Annotated in this window: 19 protein-coding genes and 1 other annotated feature (1 of these 20 running past the window's edge); all 19 genes read left to right on the top strand. The window is 37.5% G+C overall.

Annotation, left to right across the window (positions count from 1 at the left end; translation table 11 throughout):
- Positions 1 to 24 (top strand) — a sequence feature (ribosomal protein L21 leader region) (it extends 52 nt beyond the left edge of the window).
- Between the two features lie 34 nt (positions 25 to 58).
- Positions 59 to 373 (top strand): 50S ribosomal protein L21, encoded by a 315-nt coding sequence (gene rplU / locus FNL60_RS06385; protein ID WP_002261996.1) that lies wholly within the window; start codon positions 59 to 61, stop codon positions 371 to 373.
- A gap of 11 nt (positions 374 to 384) precedes the next feature.
- A complete protein-coding gene (locus FNL60_RS06380; RefSeq protein WP_002261997.1) occupies positions 385 to 720 on the top strand; it encodes a ribosomal-processing cysteine protease Prp in 336 nt (111 codons plus the stop codon).
- Between the two features lie 21 nt (positions 721 to 741).
- Positions 742 to 1,035 carry a 50S ribosomal protein L27 gene (gene rpmA, locus FNL60_RS06375; protein WP_002261998.1) on the top strand — a complete coding sequence of 98 codons (294 nt, stop codon included), beginning with the start codon at positions 742 to 744 and terminating at the stop codon, positions 1,033 to 1,035.
- Between the two features lie 313 nt (positions 1,036 to 1,348).
- Positions 1,349 to 2,044: a GNAT family N-acetyltransferase gene (locus tag FNL60_RS06370; RefSeq protein ID WP_002261999.1), complete on the top strand. Its 696-nt coding sequence runs from the start codon at positions 1,349 to 1,351 to the stop codon at positions 2,042 to 2,044.
- A complete protein-coding gene (locus tag FNL60_RS06365; protein WP_002262000.1) occupies positions 2,045 to 2,536 on the top strand; it encodes an NAD(+) diphosphatase in 492 nt (163 codons plus the stop codon).
- 882 nt (positions 2,537 to 3,418) lie between these two features.
- The gene (locus tag FNL60_RS06360) at positions 3,419 to 4,324 is read left to right on the top strand and encodes a LysR family transcriptional regulator (protein ID WP_002270273.1); all 906 of its coding nucleotides are present in this window, start codon (positions 3,419 to 3,421) and stop codon (positions 4,322 to 4,324) included.
- An 8-nt stretch (positions 4,325 to 4,332) separates the two neighbouring features.
- The gene (lspA, locus tag FNL60_RS06355; protein WP_002262002.1) at positions 4,333 to 4,794 is read left to right on the top strand and encodes a signal peptidase II; all 462 of its coding nucleotides are present in this window, start codon (positions 4,333 to 4,335) and stop codon (positions 4,792 to 4,794) included.
- Positions 4,784 to 5,674, top strand: coding sequence for an RluA family pseudouridine synthase (locus FNL60_RS06350; RefSeq protein WP_002279952.1), 891 nt, complete (start codon positions 4,784 to 4,786; stop codon positions 5,672 to 5,674). The genes lspA and FNL60_RS06350 overlap by 11 nt, the downstream gene beginning before the upstream one ends.
- Before the next feature lie 199 nt (positions 5,675 to 5,873).
- Positions 5,874 to 6,446 carry a TVP38/TMEM64 family protein gene (locus tag FNL60_RS06345; protein ID WP_002267637.1) on the top strand — a complete coding sequence of 191 codons (573 nt, stop codon included), beginning with the start codon at positions 5,874 to 5,876 and terminating at the stop codon, positions 6,444 to 6,446.
- A gap of 222 nt (positions 6,447 to 6,668) precedes the next feature.
- On the top strand, positions 6,669 to 7,199 hold the full coding sequence (gene pyrR, locus FNL60_RS06340; protein ID WP_002262005.1) for a bifunctional pyr operon transcriptional regulator/uracil phosphoribosyltransferase PyrR: 531 nt from the start codon (positions 6,669 to 6,671) through the stop codon (positions 7,197 to 7,199).
- Positions 7,196 to 8,461, top strand: coding sequence for a uracil-xanthine permease family protein (locus FNL60_RS06335; RefSeq protein WP_002266247.1), 1,266 nt, complete (start codon positions 7,196 to 7,198; stop codon positions 8,459 to 8,461). Before pyrR ends, FNL60_RS06335 begins: the two co-directional genes overlap by 4 nt.
- A gap of 4 nt (positions 8,462 to 8,465) precedes the next feature.
- Positions 8,466 to 9,392, top strand: a complete 927-nt coding sequence (locus tag FNL60_RS06330; RefSeq protein WP_002267638.1) for an aspartate carbamoyltransferase catalytic subunit — start codon at positions 8,466 to 8,468, stop codon at positions 9,390 to 9,392.
- Between the two features lie 128 nt (positions 9,393 to 9,520).
- Positions 9,521 to 10,609 (top strand): carbamoyl phosphate synthase small subunit, encoded by a 1,089-nt coding sequence (locus tag FNL60_RS06325; RefSeq protein WP_002262008.1) that lies wholly within the window; start codon positions 9,521 to 9,523, stop codon positions 10,607 to 10,609.
- 179 nt (positions 10,610 to 10,788) lie between these two features.
- Positions 10,789 to 13,968, top strand: coding sequence for a carbamoyl-phosphate synthase large subunit (gene carB, locus FNL60_RS06320; protein ID WP_002279953.1), 3,180 nt, complete (start codon positions 10,789 to 10,791; stop codon positions 13,966 to 13,968).
- Between the two features lie 299 nt (positions 13,969 to 14,267).
- On the top strand, positions 14,268 to 15,569 hold the full coding sequence (locus FNL60_RS06315; protein ID WP_002262010.1) for an efflux RND transporter periplasmic adaptor subunit: 1,302 nt from the start codon (positions 14,268 to 14,270) through the stop codon (positions 15,567 to 15,569).
- Between the two features lie 5 nt (positions 15,570 to 15,574).
- Positions 15,575 to 16,282, top strand: coding sequence for an ABC transporter ATP-binding protein (locus tag FNL60_RS06310; protein ID WP_002262011.1), 708 nt, complete (start codon positions 15,575 to 15,577; stop codon positions 16,280 to 16,282).
- Between the two features lie 9 nt (positions 16,283 to 16,291).
- The gene (locus FNL60_RS06305; protein WP_002267231.1) at positions 16,292 to 17,536 is read left to right on the top strand and encodes an ABC transporter permease; all 1,245 of its coding nucleotides are present in this window, start codon (positions 16,292 to 16,294) and stop codon (positions 17,534 to 17,536) included.
- A 404-nt stretch (positions 17,537 to 17,940) separates the two neighbouring features.
- Complete coding sequence (rpsP, locus tag FNL60_RS06300; RefSeq protein ID WP_002262013.1) at positions 17,941 to 18,216, top strand: 30S ribosomal protein S16; 276 nt, start codon at positions 17,941 to 17,943, stop codon at positions 18,214 to 18,216.
- Positions 18,217 to 18,226: 10 nt separating this feature from the next.
- Positions 18,227 to 18,466 (top strand): KH domain-containing protein, encoded by a 240-nt coding sequence (locus FNL60_RS06295; protein ID WP_002262014.1) that lies wholly within the window; start codon positions 18,227 to 18,229, stop codon positions 18,464 to 18,466.
- The last annotated feature ends 32 nt before the right edge of the window (positions 18,467 to 18,498 follow it).

Below are 18,498 nucleotides of genomic sequence, written 5' to 3'. Positions count from 1 at the left end.
ATTTAGGCGAGTCTTCACGGAGGAATTTCCTCAAACAAAAACTTATAGGAGGTGCATCATGAGCACATACGCAATCATCAAAACTGGTGGAAAACAAGTTAAAGTTGAAGTCGATCAAGCAATCTATGTTGAAAAACTTGATGTTGAAGCTGGAGCAGAAGTAACCTTTGATCAAGTTGTTCTTGTCGGTGGTGACAAAACTGTTGTTGGTACTCCAATTGTTCAAGGAGCTACTGTTGTTGGAACTGTTGAAAAACAAGGAAAACAAAAGAAAGTTGTTACTTACAAATACAAACCTAAAAAAGGTAGTCACCGTAAACAAGGTCACCGTCAACCTTATACCAAAGTTGTTATCAAAGCTATCAACGCTTAAGATAAACTGATATGATTCAAGCAACATTTATTCGCCGTAAGGGCATACTGGAAAGCGTTGAGCTGACTGGTCATGCTGGATCTGGTGAGTACGGCTTTGATATCGTATGCGCAGCTGTTTCAACTTTATCAATGAATTTGGTTAATGCTTTGGAAGTTTTAGCAGACTGTACAGTTAGTTTACAAATGGATGAGTTTGATGGCGGTTATATGAAGATTGATTTATCGTATATAACCAATAAATCAGATGAGAAAGTTCAATTGTTATTTGAAGCTTTTCTTCTAGGAATAACTAATCTTGCTGAAAATTCTCCAGAATTTGTAACAGCTAAGATTATGACCCAATAATTTAAGAGAGGACACAACATTATGTTAAAAATGAATCTTGCTAATTTGCAACTTTTCGCCCACAAAAAAGGTGGCGGTTCTACATCTAACGGACGTGATTCAGAAAGCAAACGTCTTGGTGCTAAAGCAGCTGATGGCCAAACTGTTACAGGTGGTTCAATCCTTTACCGTCAACGCGGAACACATATCTACCCAGGTGCTAACGTAGGTCGTGGTGGAGATGATACCCTTTTTGCTAAGGTTGAAGGTGTTGTTCGTTTCGAACGTAAAGGTCGCGATAAAAAACAAGTATCTGTCTACCCAATCGCAAAATAAAAGTTACTACTTTTTGAGTATAGGAAATTTTTTAAAGTTTTTCTTACAGGGAATAAGAACAGTCTGTATTTTACAGGCTTCAGTCTAAAAGGAGTTGAAATCATTTTCACTCCTTTTTCTTTTTTAGTTGTGAAAATCTTCTTGTGATTCCATTTTTTAATCTGGAGATTTGAAGATTATCTGATCATTTTATTTCATTTAATAGGTTTTCTTTTTAAGGTAGATAGATAATGTTCGTCAGTTATCGATCAATCGTAAACGATTATTAATCATTATGCTATAATGATTAATAATCAATAGAAAGAGGTTCTTTATGCCAGTTAATCAGTATCAGCAAGAAGTTGGAGAAACTTTGGAACATTTTGCAGTTGGTCAAATGCCTGATGTGAAGTTTTTAGAAGGTCGCTATTGCAGTGTGGAACATATTGATGCCAGAAAACATCTAAATGACATTATTGATTTCTATTGGAAGAATGCAGTTCCGTCTGATTGGACCTACATGTTTGATCAGCCTTTTGAAACTGCTGAAGCTGTTCAAGAACGTCTCCAAGATTATGAAAAATCCGAAAACCCTTATTTTTTTGCCATTCGTGACAAAGAGACAGATAAGGTTTTAGGTACTTTTTCGCTTATGCGCATTGATCCCAAAAATCGTGTGCTTGAGATGGGGCGCGTGATTTATGCACCTGCCTTGCAGAAAACATCTGCTGCAACAGAAGCACAATACTTGGTTATGAATTATGTTTTTGAGAATCTGGGTTATCGTCGTTATGAATGGAAGTGCGATCATCTAAATCAGTCTTCTGGCAATGCTGCTAAGCGACTTGGTTTTACTTATGAGGGAACTTTCCGTAAGCATGTTGTTTATAAGGGGCGGACACGTGATACGGACTGGTTTTCTGTTATTGATCAAGATTGGCCTAAACTGAAAAAGCGGTTTGAAAACTGGCTATCACCGAAGAATTTTGATAAGACTGGTCAGCAGATAAAAGCATTAAAGGATTGTTAAATGGAATTTTGTCAGCATTGTGGGATGCAATTAGTAGAAAAAATGTTAGAACACGAAGGGCAAGTACCTTACTGTGAAAATTGTCAGGCTTTTCGTTTTCCTCAGCATGATCTTGCAGTATCAATGATTGTCTATGATGAGCAAATGCAAAAGATTCTTCTGATTCAGCAGTACCATATGAGACAGTATATCTTAGTGGCAGGTTATGTTAATAAAGGCGAAAAATTAGAAGAGGCTGTCAAACGCGAGGTGTTAGAAGAGACTTGTTTGACAGTTGAGATAATAGCTTTTAATGCTAGCTCTTTTTATGAAAAAAATCAAGTTTTAATGGTGAACTTTGTCTGCCGTGCCAAGAAAGCCAGCGATTTAAAACTGAACCATGAAGTGGAAGCAGCTAACTGGTTTCATCCTGACCAAGCCAAGGAAGCTATTCTATCTCCTAGCCTAGCAAAGAATTTTCTTCTAAATTGGTTGGATAAAAAAGTTCATTAAACAAGTAAAGAGTTTGTTTTAACTATTCTAACTGGCTCTCTTTTAGGAAATCTTATCGGTCAAAGATTATTGGCTAAGTGCCAGCAAGAAAATGGACAAGGAATTCTAACCACTTATTTTGGCTTGCTGGAAATAATCAAGAATAAATAAGTAATAATCATACGTAATGTGTGATTGGAATGTAGAAAACCTGTTTTTAAGATCTGCAGATTTCAAGAATATTTCCTTTATTGACGAGGCAAAGAGCAAGATTCAAACGAGTCTTTCCGTTGTGATAAAAGTGCTTGAAATACTGAAGTTTTAGGTACTCAGAAGATTTGAGACTTTAGGCTTAAATCTGAAATAAGCATAGGCTGCGGATTGTGTCAAAAAGAGGAATCCTCCTAGAATCTTAATGATTTCACATCCTACTCTCCCTATTTTGCTCTTGTCCGCTTAACGCCCTTTGTATCTTGATTTAATTGAACACGGGCTACGGACGGCTACAAAAAGATAAACATACCCTAGACGCAAGCGTCGTCGGTTAGTTTCCTATTTTGCTCTTGTCCGCTTAACGCCCTTTGTATCTTGATTTAATTGAACACGGGCTACGGACGGCTGCAAAAAGATAAACATACCCTAGACGCAAGCGTCGTCGGTTAGTTTCCTATTTTGCTCTTGTCCGCTTAACGCCCTTTGTATCTTGATTTAGGTATGGAATTCTCTGGATTCCTGAAATCATCCACTTGATAATTTACCACCTATTGGTGGTTCAAACAGTCCCCAGACTGTTTGAAGTTGAAAAGAAAATCTCAAAAGAAGACTTTTTCTTCAATCTGAATCACGCGCAATGTGTGATTTTTTTGTATAATAGAAAGAGCAATTTAAAAAGAAAGTAATCATATGAATATTCAACAATTACGTTATGTAGTGGCCATTGCTAACAGCGGTACCTTTCGTGAAGCCGCTGCTAAGCTTTTTGTCAGTCAGCCCAGTTTGTCAGTCGCTGTCAAGGATCTAGAGCAAGAACTCGGTTTTCAAATTTTTACCCGAACAACAACAGGTGCTGTTTTAACCAGTCAAGGATTAGTTTTTTACGAAAAATCATTAGAAGTTGTGAAAAGTTTTGATTCTTTTGAGAAGCGTTATGCCCAGTCTGATAGTGAAAAGAATCAATTCTCTGTTGCCAGTCAGCACTATGATTTCTTACCGCCTTTGCTGACTGCCTTTTCCAAACAGTATCCTAAATATAAAGATTTTCGTATTTTTGAAACGACAACTGCTCAGATTTTAGATGAAGTTGCCCAAGGACACAGTGAAATCGGCATTATCTATATGAATCAGCAAAACCGTAAGGGTATTTTGCAAAAAATGGATAAATTGGGGCTTGAATTTGTAGAGATGATTTCTTTTCAAACACATATTTATCTGCGTCAGAATCATCCTCTAGCAGAAAAAAAACAGTTGACTATGGATGATTTAAATGGGCTAGAAACAGTACGATTTACCCAAGAAAAGGATGAATACCTTTATTACTCAGAAAATTTGGTAGACACTAGTGAAAGTTCTCTCATTTACAATGTGACCGACCGAGCAACTCTAAATGGCATTTTAGAGCGTACAGACGCCTATGCAACTGGTTCTGGTTTTTTGGATAGTCGCAGTGTCAATGGTATTACGGTCATTCCTTTGGATGATAAATTGGATAATCGCATGGTTTATGTCAGACGCAATAGTACAAACTTATCCACGTGTGCTCTCAAATTTATCAATGTCATGTTCAATTATTTTGAAGCTTATAAGCCTTAGGAGATCTTATGCGAAAAATAGTACTAGCTGTAACAGCACTGCTTTTAGTTGCCTTAGATCAACTAAGCAAGTTTTTTGTTGTCAAATATATTCGTCTAGGAACAATCGTTGAATTTATTCCTAATCTTGTTAGCCTAACTTATTTGCGAAATACAGGAGCAGCCTTCTCTATTTTAGAAAATCAGCAGTGGCTGTTTACGGTGATAACTTTTATTGTTTTAGGAGTGGCTTTTTATTATTTAATCAAACAGATGCAAACGCAGAATTTTTGGCTACTGGCCAGTCTGCTTCTAATCATTTCTGGTGGTTTAGGAAATTTCATTGATCGTTTGCGCTTAGGTTATGTGGTTGACATGATTCATCTTGATTTTGTTGATTTTGCTATCTTTAATGTAGCGGATTCTTATTTAAGTGTTGGTGTAGCACTTCTAATCATTGCCTTATGGAAAGAAGAAAAAAATGGAAATTGAAATAAAAGAAGCAGGAGTGCGTCTGGATAAGGCTTTGGCTGATTTGACAGATTTGTCCCGTTCTCAGGCGAGTGAGCAAATTAAAGCTGGTCTTGTTTTAGTGAATGGCAAAACGCAAAAAGCAAAATATGCTGTTAAAGAGGGAGATATTATTCATTATGAACGTCCTCAAGAAGAAGTCTTAGACTGTGTGGCTCAGAATATTCCCCTTGAAATCGTCTATGAAGATGAGGATGTCGCTGTTATCAATAAACCGCAAGGGATGGTTGTTCATCCCTCAGTGGGGCATCCTTCAGGTACTTTGGTCAATGCTCTGCTTTTTCATATAAAAGATCTTTCGTCTATCAATGGTGTTATCAGACCAGGTATTGTCCATCGGATTGATAAAGATACTTCAGGCCTACTAATGATTGCTAAAAATGATCAAGCACATCAGGCTTTGGCGAAGGAACTGAAGGAAAAAAAGTCACTGCGTCAGTATATAGCCCTTGTACACGGCAACTTGCCAAATGACCGTGGTGTTATTGAGGCACCGATTGGCCGCAGTGAGAAGGATCGTAAGAAACAGACAGTGACTGCCAAAGGAAGACCTGCGGTGACACACTTTAAAGTTTTAGAACGCTTTGGCCAGTATAGTTTGGTGGAGCTCACGTTAGAAACAGGCAGGACACATCAAATTCGGGTTCATATGGCCTATATTGGTCACCCAGTTGCAGGTGATCCTCTCTATGCTCCCAAGAAAACATTGAAAGGTCAAGGACAGTTTTTACATGCTAAAACCTTAGGATTTACGCATCCTAAAACTGGTGAATTGATGCAATTTACTACTGAAGTACCAGTTATTTTTCAGGAGGTATTAGACCATTTGCATCATTTGTAAGTGTTGGATTAAGGTCATTCGGTTTTTGATGTTTAGCAATGTGAAATGATCAGCAGATTCTTATAACTGTGCTGGTGATTTTTTCTAAGCTTTTTTGATTTTACAATTTATTTCAGTATATTTTCTTAGTTTTTGCTACAATAAATTTATGAAGAACTCAAATCTTTTGAAGACAGAAAGAAAATTAAGACATGTCCGCATGTTTTTGCGCATTGTTACTTGGCTGGTAATCCTGGCAACCATTCTTTTAACTGTCTACCTTTATCAAAGAGGCTATTTAACAGATGTTAAAAAATTACGGGCTGCCATGCACCGTTATGGCAATTGGAGCCCTCTAATTTTTGTGTTATTGCAGATTATTCAAGTGGCTATTCCGATTTTACCAGGTGGTGTTTCAACTTTGGCGGGTGTTGTTATTTTTGGACCGTTTTGGGGCTTTATCTGGAATTATATTGGTATTTGTATCGGTTCTGTTTTGGGATTTCATATTGCTAGACGGTTTGGCCGTCCAGCTTTGGAGACATTTTTCAGTCCTAAAGCTCTAGCTAATTATGAACATTGGACAAATTCTGACAGTAAATTTGCTAAGTATTTTGCTTGGGCTATCTTTTTGCCAATTGCTCCAGATGATTTGCTTTGCTATTTAGCAGGAACAACCAGTATGACCTATAAACAATTCTCTCTCATTATTTTGTTGGGCAAGCCAGCTTCAATTCTTGCCTATAGTTTAGGCTTGACGACTGTCCTATCTAAATTATTTGGTATTGGCTGATTGTTTACTTTAGAGTAAGTTTTTAAATTTAGAAAAAACGGTTGGTTCTTGAAAAATATAGGCAGTGTGTTATAATAGTAGAAATGAATATTCCTTTAACACTGTCCCGTGAGGCAGGCAAGGAGCGACAAAGAAAAAAGTGCAGGAAAAACTGTACTTATATTTTGTGAAATCTCCTTGTATGAGGAGATTTTTTCTTATTTTTGTACAGAAAGGCATTCTATGAAAACGAAAGAAATTGTTGACGGTGTCACTATGAAGCGTGCTATCACACGTATGACTTATGAGATTATTGAGAGAAATAAGAATCTTGATAATATTGTTCTGGCTGGTATTAAGACACGTGGTGTCTTCATTGCTCGTCGTATTCAGGAACGTCTCAAACAAATTGAAGGCTTGGATGTTCCGCTTGGAGAACTTGATACCAAATCTTTCCGAGATGATGTCAAGGTCGAAGAAAATACAACTGAGATGCCTGTAGACATTACCAACCGTGATGTGATTTTGGTAGATGATGTTCTTTATACCGGTCGTACCATTCGTGCGGCTATTGATAATATTGTCAACCTTGGTCGTCCAGCTCGTGTAAGTTTAGCAGTTTTGGTTGATAGAGGTCATCGTGAGTTGCCTATTCGCGCTGATTATGTTGGCAAAAATATTCCAACCAGCAGCTCGGAAGAGATTGTTGTCAATATGGTAGAAATTGATGATAAGGACAATGTTTTATTACTTGCTAAAGAGGATAGTCTATGAGTCAAGAATTGAAGCTTGATGTTCAAGAGCGACCTCGTTTTGGTATGTTGTTGGGTTTATCTTTTCAACACCTTTTTGCCATGTTTGGTTCGACTGTTTTAGTCCCAATCTTAGTTGGTATTGATCCAGCTGTTGCTCTCTTATCATGTGGTCTAGGAACACTTGTTCATTTGAGTGTAACCAAGTATAAAATTCCTGCTTATATGGGCTCTAGCTTTGCCTATATTGGTGCCATGCAAACGTTAATGAAGACAGACGGTATTGCAGCAGTAGCTCAAGGAGCCATTACTGGTGGTTTGGTTTACTTCATTGTTGCTTTGGTAATTAAATGGATTGGCAATTCTTGGATTGACAAAATATTGCCGCCCGTGGTAGTCGGCCCCATTGTTATGGTTATCGGTCTTAGCCTAGCAGGCAGTGCTGTTAGTGATGTCATGACCAAAGATGGTCATTATCATCTGACTTATGTGTTCATCGGTTTGATAACGCTGTTTGCTGTCGTCTTATTTAATGTTTATGGCAAAGGAATGTTTGGTTTAATGCCTATTCTCTTTGGCCTCATTTTTGGTTACTTATTTGCTGTAGCTGTTGGAATTTTAACAGGCCAGGAAATTGTCAGTTTTTCAGGTGTTTCTAAGGCTTCTTGGATACAAGTTCCTACCATTCATCTTCCTATTTTGAATGATGGTTTTAAGCTTTATCCATCAGCTATTTTAACCATGGCACCGATTGCTTTTGTAACAATGACAGAACATTTTGGTCATATCATGGTTCTCAATAGTCTAACAGGTCGTGATTTCTTCAAAAAACCGGGACTTGATAAAACTTTGACTGGCGATGGATTGGCACAAGTTGTTGCCGGTATTTTGGGAGCACCTCCTGTAACGTCTTATGGTGAAAATATTGGTGTCATGGCCCTTAATAAAATCTTCTCTGTTTATGTTATTGCTGGAGCAGCTTTTCTTGCTGTCTTGATGAGTTTTATTGGTAAAATATCAGCTTTACTGCAATCCATTCCGACTCCAGTTATCGGTGGCATATCTATTGCTCTTTTTGGTGTGATTGCTTCTAGCGGCTTAAAAATTCTTATTGAGAATAAGACAGATTTTGATAATAAGAAAAATCTGCTGATTGCTAGTATCATCTTAGTTTCTGGTATTGGTGGTTTGACGCTGCAGATTCAGGGTTTACAGATTACAGGTGTCGCTTTTTCAACCTTACTTGGTATAATTCTTTATCAAATTCTCCCAGAAAAGGACTGATAATATGGTAGTTACAGATGGTGTTGTATCACTAAAGCATTTGGTTAGTATGGAAATCTTGTCCAATGAAGAAGTGCTTGGTTTAATTAAAAGAGGACTAGCCTTCAAAGAAAAGAAGGTGACTTTTTCATTGGATAGGCAATATTTTGCAGCAAACTTATTCTTTGAAGCGTCAACAAGAACGCATAAATCTTTTGAGGTTGCAGAGAAAAAATTAGGACTGGACGTCATTGAATTTGATGCTAAAACCAGTTCAGTCAATAAGGGAGAAACACTTTATGATACGATTCTAACAATGAGTGCCTTAGGGGTTGATATTTGTGTTGTGCGTCATTCACAGGATGATTATTATAAAGAATTAATTGATAGTCGTACCATCCAAACGTCGATTGTTAACGGTGGTGATGGTTCTGGCCAGCATCCTAGCCAATGTCTGCTGGATTTAATGACTATTTACGATGAGTTTGCTTCCTTTGAGAATCTTAAGATTGCTATTGCGGGAGATATTACCCATTCTCGGGTAGCTAAATCTAATATGCAAATTCTAAAACGCTTGGGAGCTCAAATTTATTTTGCAGGTCCCAAAGAATGGTATTCTTCAGAATTTGATGTTTATGGCAAATATGTTGCTATTGATGATATTATTGATCAGATAGATGTTATGATGCTTTTACGTGTGCAACATGAACGACACGATGGAAAAGAAAGTTTTTCTAAGAAAGCTTATCATCAGCATTACGGTTTAACCGAAGAACGCTACAAACAATTAAAAAGCTCTGCTATTATCATGCATCCAGCTCCTGTCAATCGTGATGTGGAGATTGCTGATAGTTTGGTTGAAGCTCCTAAATCACGGATTGTTGCTCAAATGCAAAACGGTGTTTTTGTTAGAATGGCCATTCTTGAGGCAATTTTAAGAGGCAAAACCTAGTTTCATAATCATTGTTTAATGACAAATCTAGTAGCTTCATTCAAAAAAGGATTTTCCTTAAAGAGCAATTGGTTACAAACCTTGTTTAGCGAGTGAAAATACTTTGTATCTTACTGAAAGGTAAAATTATGGGAAAAAGACTTTTAATATTAGAAGATGGAACAATTTTTGAAGGACAGGCTTTTGGAGCAGACCTTGATGTAACCGGTGAGATTGTCTTTAATACTGGTATGACAGGTTATCAGGAATCTATCACTGATCAGTCTTATAATGGTCAGATTTTGACATTTACCTATCCGCTTGTTGGCAACTATGGAATTAATCGTGATGATTATGAAAGTATTAAACCCACTTGTAAGGGAGTTGTCGTTTCAGAAAATGCACGTCGGGCTAATAATTGGCGCAAGCAGATGACCTTGGATGAATTTTTGAAATCAAAAAACATTCCAGGTATTTCTGGGATCGATACACGAGCACTGACCAAAATTATTCGTCATCATGGAACAATGAAGGCAACTCTGGCTAATGAGGGTGATTCTATTGAGCATCTACAAGATCAATTACGTGCGACTGTTCTTCCAACAAATAATATTGAACAGGTATCAACTAAAACCGCTTATCCAGCTCCGGGTGTTGGGAAAAATATTGTTTTGGTTGATTTCGGACTGAAACATTCTATCTTACGTGAATTTTCAAAACGTAATTGTAATGTAACTGTTGTTCCTTATAATACGACGGCTCAAGAGATTTTAAATTTAAACCCAGATGGTATCATGCTGTCAAATGGACCGGGAAATCCTCAAGATGTTCCGGAAGCTTTAGAGATGATTCGTGGTGTACAAGGTAAAATTCCAATTTTTGGTATTTGTATGGGGCATCAACTTTTTAGTTTGGCAAATGGTGCCAGTACCTACAAGATGAAATTCGGTCATCGTGGTTTTAATCATGCGGTGCGTGAAATTGCAACAGGACGTATTGATTTTACCAGTCAAAATCATGGTTATGCTGTTTCGCGTGATAATTTACCAGAGGAGCTTATTATTACGCACGAAGAAATTAATGATAAATCAATTGAAGGTGTACGTCATCGATACTACCCCGCTTTCTCTGTTCAGTATCATCCAGATGCTGCGCCAGGGCCACATGACGCTTCTTATCTCTTTGATGAATTTTTAGAATTAATTGATGCTTTTCAATTGGAAAAAGCTAGCAAGTGATATTTAATGTTGTCTAGAGAGACGATTAATGAAAGAAAGGAGAAGGGCAAGTTCTCGTATTTGCTTAACTGAATACGAGCTGTGGACTTTGCAAAAAAGTAAACACATCCTAGACGCGAGCGTCGTCGGACGGTTTCCTATTTTTGCTATGTCTACTTAACGCCCTTAATATCTTATAAATGCCTAAACGTACAGATATTAAAAAAATTATGGTAATTGGTTCTGGTCCAATTATCATTGGACAGGCTGCTGAATTTGATTATGCAGGAACCCAAGCCTGTCTTGCTTTAAAAGAAGAAGGCTATAGTGTTGTTCTGGTCAATTCAAACCCAGCGACAATCATGACAGATAAAGAAATTGCAGATAAGGTCTATATTGAACCTATCACTATTGAATTTGTAACTCGAATTTTAAGAAAAGAACGTCCCGATGCAATACTGCCAACTCTTGGTGGACAGACAGGTCTTAATATGGCGATGGAATTATCAAGAGCTGGGATTCTTGATGAGTTGGGTGTTGAACTTTTAGGAACCAAGCTGTCTGCTATTGATCAGGCTGAAGATCGCGATCTTTTCAAGCAATTGATGGAAGATTTAGAACAGCCTATTCCAGAATCTGATATTGTTAATAGCGTTGACGAAGCTGTTGCATTTGCTGCTAAGATTGGCTATCCAGTCATTGTTCGTCCGGCATTTACTCTTGGCGGCACAGGCGGCGGTATGTGTGCAGATGAGAAAGAACTTCGTGAAATTGCTGAAAATGGTCTCAAACTGTCACCTGTAACGCAATGTCTGATTGAGCGTTCTATTGCTGGCTTTAAGGAAATTGAATATGAAGTTATGAGAGACAGTGCAGATAATGCTCTAGTTGTCTGTAACATGGAAAATTTTGATCCAGTTGGTATTCATACAGGGGATTCTATCGTTTTTGCGCCAACGCAGACACTTTCAGATATCGAAAATCAAATGCTGCGTGATGCTAGTTTAAAAATTATTCGTGCCCTTAAGATTGAAGGTGGTTGTAATGTACAGCTGGCTCTGGATCCGCATAGCTTTAAATACTATGTCATTGAGGTTAATCCACGTGTCTCACGTTCATCAGCTCTAGCTTCTAAAGCAACTGGCTACCCTATCGCTAAATTAGCTGCCAAAATCGCTGTTGGTTTAACTCTGGATGAGATGATTAATCCAGTTACGGGGACAACTTATGCCATGTTTGAACCAGCTTTGGACTATGTAGTGGCTAAGATTCCGCGTTTTCCATTTGATAAATTTGAACATGGTGAACGTCGTCTTGGAACACAGATGAAGGCGACTGGTGAAGTCATGGCTATTGGGCGTAATATTGAAGAAAGTCTTCTCAAAGCTTGCCGTTCCCTTGAAATCGGTGTTTACCATAATGAGATGCCAGAGCTTACCAATGTTAGTGACGACGCTTTGGTAGCCAAAATTGTTAAGGCTCAAGATGATCGTCTTTTCTATCTTTCTGAAGCCATTCGTCGTGGATATTCCATTGAGGAACTGTCGGATTTAACAAAAATTGATCTTTTCTTTCTTGATAAGCTCTTGCATATCTTTGAAATTGAAACAGAATTAGCAGCCAAGGTTGGTGATATTGCTATTCTCAAAGAAGCTAAGCACAATGGTTTTGCTGATCGAAAAATTGCTGATATCTGGCAGATGACAGCAGACGCTGTTCGCAAGCTTCGTCTTGACAACAAGATAATTCCTGTTTATAAGATGGTTGATACTTGTGCGGCTGAATTTGAATCTGCAACACCTTATTTCTACTCGACTTACGAATGGGAAAATGAGTCCATCAAATCAGAAAAAGAATCCGTCATTGTTTTGGGTTCAGGTCCGATTCGTATCGGACAGGGAGTTGAATTTGATTATGCGACAGTTCATTCTGTCAAAGCCATTCAAAACGCAGGTTATGAAGCTATTATTATGAATTCCAATCCTGAGACCGTTTCAACAGATTTTTCAGTTTCTGATAAACTTTATTTTGAACCGCTAACTTTTGAAGATGTTATGAATGTAATTGAGTTGGAGCAACCTAAAGGTGTCATTGTTCAGTTTGGCGGACAAACAGCTATCAACTTGGCAGAACCATTATCGCATGCTGGTGTGACAATTCTGGGTACGCAAGTAGCTGATCTTGACCGTGCAGAAGACCGTGATCTTTTCGAGCAGGCTTTAAAAGATTTAAATATTCCTCAGCCGCCGGGACAAACAGCAACAAATGAAGAAGAGGCGGTCGTTTCGGCTCGTAAAATTGGTTTTCCAGTGCTTGTTCGCCCGTCTTACGTTCTTGGAGGACGTGCTATGGAAATTGTTGAAAATGAAAACGATTTACGCTCTTACATGCGAACAGCTGTAAAGGCCAGTCCTGATCATCCTGTCTTGGTTGATTCTTATTTAGTCGGCAGTGAATGTGAGGTAGATGCCATTTCTGACGGTAAGGACGTTCTTATTCCCGGCATTATGGAACATATTGAGCGTGCCGGTGTCCACTCAGGAGATTCTATGGCTGTCTATCCACCGCAAACTCTTTCAAAAGAAGTTCAGGCAACCATTGCAGATTATACAAAACGCTTGGCTATCGGACTAAACTGTATCGGGATGATGAATATTCAGTTTGTCATCAAAGACGAAACCGTTTATGTTATTGAAGTTAATCCGCGTGCCAGTCGAACAGTACCGTTTTTATCTAAAGTGACAGATATACCAATGGCACAAATTGCTACTAAATTGATTTTAGGAAGCAGTCTGACTGAACTTGGCTATAAGGATGGCCTTTATCCAGAAAGTCAAAATGTTCATGTTAAAGCTCCAGTCTTTTCCTTCACCAAGTTAGCTAAGGTTGACAGTCTTTTAGGACCTGAGATGAAATCTACAGGCGAAGTCATGGGGACTGATTCAACTCTTGAAAAAGCGCTTTATAAAGCTTTTGAAGCATCTTATTTCCACCTTCCTGCTTTTGGTAATGTCATTTTTACCATTGCTGATGATACTAAAGAAGAAGCATTGGCGTTAGCACGTCGCTTCTCAAATATTGGTTACAGTATTTTAGCCACGGAAGGTACCGCTAAATTCTTTGCAGAAAACAATTTAGAAGCAGTCCTTGTTAATAAATTGGGTGAAGATGATAACAATGACATTCCTGCCTATGTTCGATCTGGTAAAGTACAAGCTATTATTAATACAGTTGGCAACAAACGTACCTTTGATGAAGATGGTGCGGCTATTCGCAGCTCTGCCATTGAACATGGTGTACCACTTTTTACTGCGCTTGACACAGCAGATGCCATGGTAAGGGTTCTTGAAAGCCGAGGTTTTATTACACAAGCTATATAATCAGAATAAAAAGATGGAGATATCCATCTTTTTTGATGTAAGTAAGATGACAAACGATCTTGTTTAAATGAGGAGCAGTATAAGCTGATTGCTGATTAATTGACATATAAAAAATACAAGAAAAACTTGACAAAAGAGATAAAAGGCTGTATATTTGTATTATAGCCTTAAGACAATAAGCGTTGTTCTTTATTATTAAAGTTAAAACTTACAATTTTGTAAGTTTTAACTTTAATAATGTAAGGCTCTTGACTTTACTTTGAGGTATGATAAAGAGAAAAATAGGAGGGAGAAGATTTATGCCAAAAAGAAAAGAGAAAATGACCAGAAAGAAGAAAGGCTGGATTATTGGCGGTAGTTTTGCAGCTATTTTGATAGTATTAGGCCTTATTTGGGCTAGATTACAGCAAATAAGCCAAACATCATCAAATAATGTTGGTTATCAAACAGTCAAAGTCAAAGAAGGAACGATTGCCTCTTCAACTTTGCTGTCAGGAACTGTTAAGTCTGAATCGGAACAGTATGTCTATTATGATAGTAACAAGGGAACCAATCCTAAGGTTATGGTGTCTGCAGGAGATCAAGTTACTGCTGGTCAACAATTGGTTCAGTATGATAATAGTACTGCGCAAGCAGCTTATGATCAAGCAGTCAGGAATCTAGATAAGGTTAACCGTCAAATTACAAATTATAAAACTTATGGTACGCTGCCATCACAAGATAGTTCTTATGACAGCGGATCCAACGTAGGAAATTCTAGCAGTAATTCTGGCAGTGGAAATAGCAATTCTTTTAATAGTGGCTATAATATGAATAATACGAATGCGCTGGGAAGTTCAAGTGCCGCTGCTATTACCCCAGTAAACTCTGTATCATCAGATCAGCAGCTGCAAGATTTGTATGATGCACAAGCCAATGCACAAGATGAAGTTAATAAGGCTCAAAAAGCTCTAGATGATACTTCGGTTAATAGTGAGGTGACAGGAACAGTTGCTGAAGTTAATAATGATGTTGATCCCTCTGGTAAAACCAGCAAAGCTCTTGTTCATATTACCAGTGAAGGTAAATTACAAATCCAAGGCACCTTAACTGAATATGACTTGGCTAATATCAAAGTGGGCCAAGAAGTTAGCATTAAATCTAAGGTTTATGGTAATAAGAAATGGTCAGGAAAAATTTCTTATATTTCTAATTATCCTAATCAGGATCAAAGCAGTCAGTCTCAAGCGGCTGATTCATCTGGAAGCGGCTCTTCTTCAAATTCAGCCGCTTATAACTATAAAGTTGATTTGACAAGTGATATAGGAGACTTAAAACAAGGCTTCACGGTATCTGTAGAGGTAGTCAATGGCAATAAGAGTCTAGTTATTCCTAATTCAGCACTGGTTACAAAAGACAATAAAAACTATGTCTGGGTTTATGATAAAACGAATTCTAAAGTTTTGAAAAAAGAGGTTGCTGTTGGAAATGCTGATGCTAAATCGCAAGAAATTTCATCTGGTCTTGATAAAGGACAAACTATTATTTCTAATCCAGATAAGAATTTAAAAGAAGGCAAGAAGATTGAAAAACCTTCTAGTAAGGCTAATGAAAAGAGGTGAGTGCAGTGAGTGATAGAAAAGAACTCATTCATCTTAAAGGGGTAACAAAAAGTTATCATAATGGAAATCAAGAATTGCAGGTCCTCAAAGGAATTGATTTAACAGTTAATGAAGGAGATTTTCTAGCTATTATGGGGCCGTCTGGTTCGGGAAAGTCAACTTTAATGAATATTATTGGCCTTTTAGATCGCCCTAGTTCAGGAACCTATCATTTATCACAACAAAGTGTTGAAAAATTAAATGATAGCAAATTAGCACATGTTCGCAATCAAAAAATTGGTTTCGTCTTTCAACAATTCTTCCTTCTCTCTAAATTAGATGCTCTGCAAAATGTGGAACTGCCACTCATTTATGCAGGTGTCAGTCCTTCTCAGCGCAAAAAAACAGCCAAAGAGTTTTTAGATAAGGTAGAACTATCTGAACGGATGAAGCATTTGCCTTCAGAGTTATCAGGTGGACAAAAGCAAAGAGTTGCTATTGCTCGTGCCCTAGTCAATAATCCATCTATTATTCTTGCTGATGAACCAACGGGTGCTCTTGACACTAAGACCGGTAATCAAATAATGGAATTATTGACTGAGCTTAATAATGAAGGAAAAACGATTATTATGGTAACGCATGAACCTGAGATTGCTGACTATGCTAAAAGAAAAATTGTCATCCGTGATGGTGAGATTACAGAAGACAGCCAGCAAATGGCTGAATTAGAATAGGGGGAATTTATGGAAAATTGGAAATTTGCTCTTTCTTCTATTCTTAGTCATAAAATGCGTTCCTTTCTGACGATGCTAGGGATTATCATAGGGGTAGCTTCGGTTGTCATGATTATGGCTCTAGGTCAAGGTCTTAAAAAAGGGATTAGTGATCAAGTCAATAAAGAACAAAAAAATTTAAATGTTTATTATAAAACAAAGGCTGAACAAGAAGCAGAAAAGAACCCTTATTATCAAGTTGATGCCTCTGACAGCAGTGCGAAAGCTCCAGATATTCAGGAGGCTTGGGTAGAAAAGATCGCTCAAGATACTAAAGGAGTGTCAGGTTATTATATTACGAATAGTAAAACAGCGACCGTTTCTTATCGGGAAAAGAGCTCTAAAAATGTTAATATAACAGGAATTAACAGGACTTATTTATCCATCAAGAAATTTAAAATAATAGCAGGCCGCTCCTTTACTAGTAACGACTATGATAAATTTGGCCGTATTATTATGTTAGACGCCAATCTAGCAAAAAAGCTCTTTGGAGACAATGAAACTGCTCTCAATAAGGTGATTACTTTATCTAATAAGAGTTATCTGGTTGTCGGTGTTTATGAAGATCCTAATGCTGGAACAGCAACTTATGGAACGACTTCGGGTGGGAATGCCATTATGACTAATACTCAAGTTGCCAGCGAATTTGGTGTGAAAGAAAATGATCAAATTTATTTCCATATTAATGATGTTAGTCAGGCCAATAAAATTGGTAAGGAAACAGGTGCAGCTCTCACCAAGATATCTGGAGCTAAAGATGGTTTATATGAAAACTATAATATGGATAATATTGTAAAGCAAGCTAATCAGATGGCTTCCATGTACACTATTGCCTTTGGTGTTATTGCAGGTATCTCCCTTTTAGTTGGTGGTATTGGTGTTATGAATATTATGCTGGTATCTGTTACTGAGCGTACGCGTGAAATAGGTTTACGAAAGGCTTTAGGTGCTACTCGTATTAAAATTTTGAATCAATTTTTGATTGAATCCATTGTTTTAACTATTTTGGGAGGATTAATTGGTCTTGGAATTGCTTATATGGGAGTAACAGCTATCACTCCAGCTTTAAAAGCTCAGCATATTGTTCCAGCAATTTCTCTGCAGGTTATTCTCATTAGTATTGCTTTCTCTGCTTTTGTTGGGATAGTCTTTGGACTTCTGCCAGCTAATAAGGCAAGTAAATTAAATCCAATTGATGCCTTAAGATATGAGTAAAAAAGAATAGGGAGTCATTGAGATTTACAGATTGAAATCTTCATTCTTGCATGTTACATTATAGCTCAAATGGCGTTTAGATTGTTTTTTCAGTCTAGACGTTATTTTTTGAGGTACTGTTAACTAAAATAATTGTCTGTCAGCTCATAGGAATAAAAAAGCAATTATTCTCTTCTTTCTTAGAGTTGCCAAAATTTGAAAGGTTAAAGCTTGTCGTCTAGTACCTTTATAGTGAGCCGTCTAGTGCTTTTGTTAGGTACTGAAAACATGGTAATATTTAGAATTCAACTTATTTTAACTGTCAAGAAAAAAACTTGACAGACTGATTTTTTATGTTACAATATAGGAGTAGTTCATAGTTTGGCTATGTTCAAATAAAAAAAGAGAAAAGAGACTTATAAAAAATGGCAGTAAAAATCCGTTTGACTCGTATGGGTTCTAAAAAGAAACCTTTCTATCGTATCAACGTTGCAGATTCACGTGCACCACGTGATGGTCGTTTCATCGAAACAGTTGGAACATACAATCCGCTTGTAACTGAAAATCAAGTGACTCTCAAAGAAGATCGTATTCTTGAGTGGCTAGGCAATGGTGCTCAACCATCAGATACTGTTCGTAACATCCTTTCAAAAGCTGGAATTATGCAAAAATTCCACGAAGCTAAATACTCAAAGAAGTAAAGTCTTGCCTATGGATACCATTGAAAATCTGATTATCGCTATTGTGAAACCTTTAATTTCACAACCAGATAATTTTACCATTAAAATTGAAGATACACCTGAGTTTTTGGAGTATCATCTTGACTTAGATTCTAGTGATATTGGCCGAATTATCGGTAAAAAAGGTCGCACCATCACAGCGATAAGATCGATTGTCTATTCGGTTCCAACTCAAGGTAAAAAAGTGAGACTTGTGATTGATGAAAAGTAGTAACGGTAGTTGCTGCTTTTTTCTATAGAATT

Source organism: Streptococcus mutans (assembly GCF_006739205.1).
Taxonomy (GTDB): Bacteria; Bacillota; Bacilli; order Lactobacillales; family Streptococcaceae; genus Streptococcus; species Streptococcus mutans.
Note: the sequence above shows the minus strand (reverse complement) of the source record. Positions and strands in the feature narration are given on the sequence as shown.